The 987-nt window shown below is 50.1% G+C and carries 1 protein-coding gene and 1 pseudogene; both read right to left on the bottom strand.

The annotated features are described in order from the left end of the window. On the bottom strand, positions 1 to 822 hold an 822-nt coding region (gene pilO2 / locus RTW80_RS26035; RefSeq protein ID WP_236522828.1), incomplete at its 3' end, for a type 4b pilus protein PilO2. After that, positions 815 to 987 (bottom strand): annotated as a pseudogene (locus tag RTW80_RS26030) (PilN family type IVB pilus formation outer membrane protein); the annotation flags it as partial. The pseudogene RTW80_RS26030 and the gene pilO2, both read right to left, overlap by 8 nt.

Below are 987 nucleotides of genomic sequence, written 5' to 3'. Positions count from 1 at the left end.
TCCACCGGTAAGTTTCCAGCCTTCTAGCGCGACCGGTGATGGTTTTCGAAGGTCCGCGCAGGCTTTCAGAAAATCACTGATTACAGGTTGTGACGCCCATGGATGCGGGAGCTCCGGTGGTGGTTCGGGCTTTTTAAACTGTAATCTTGCCCGTGCAGCTATCTCCTCGGCGGTCGGTCCGACATCAGGCTCTGGCTGAGTCATCCAGAATACTGTGCCTGCGCCGGCTGCTACTAAAAACAGTACGGCAGGCAGTGTGAATTTGCTGCGATTGCCGACAGTAAGTTTGCAACGGCGGAGGTCTGCTGATGATAACCGGGTAATAATACTTTCCCAGTTATCAGGATGTTCCAGAGACGATACAACCTGCCATTTTTCGGGGGGCTCTTCGTTCATCGCCAGAAAAAGGCTGACCTTTTGGGCAACATCGGCATCATTTCCTGATAAGTCAGCCATAACGGCAGGCTGGCCATTAATGGAAGCAAGGAATAAGAGCTCCTTATCGCTGTACCGGAAGACACCGTATCCATTTCTGACCCATGAGCAGAAAGCCAGTGCCAGGGAAAAATAATGATTGCGTTCTGGCCTGGTCAGTATTCCTGTGCCGGTAAGGCGGCTGATCTTTCCACGGGAATTTCTGCTGCCTACAGTCACTTTCAGGGAGGTAAGCCGTCTGGGTTTTACATGAGACTTGTGTTTATGATGTGAGGGGACGCGCTGTTTTTTTACGACAGGAGTCCATTTAAGACAGGCAGCCCACACGCGATGATTTACTTTAGGATCTGCGAGAAGCACTACCGGGTTGATATCTTCATCAGCCATTATTGCCTCCTGATGGGAAAGTTGGGGTAATGATGATCACAAGCGTGCTGCGTTCATTTTTCCCGGTTTGTGAACCACCAAATAATGGATTTGCTGGCGTAAACGTACCGGCTTTACTTGTCGTCGTATTGTTCTGATCGAAACCAGTAACGACAAGTGATTGCC

The sequence above is a fragment of the Escherichia sp. AM3 genome (assembly GCF_032029835.1).
Lineage (GTDB): Bacteria > Pseudomonadota > Gammaproteobacteria > Enterobacterales > Enterobacteriaceae > Escherichia > Escherichia coli.
The sequence above is the reverse complement of the archived record's forward strand: the minus strand, read 5'-3'. Positions and strand labels throughout refer to the sequence as shown.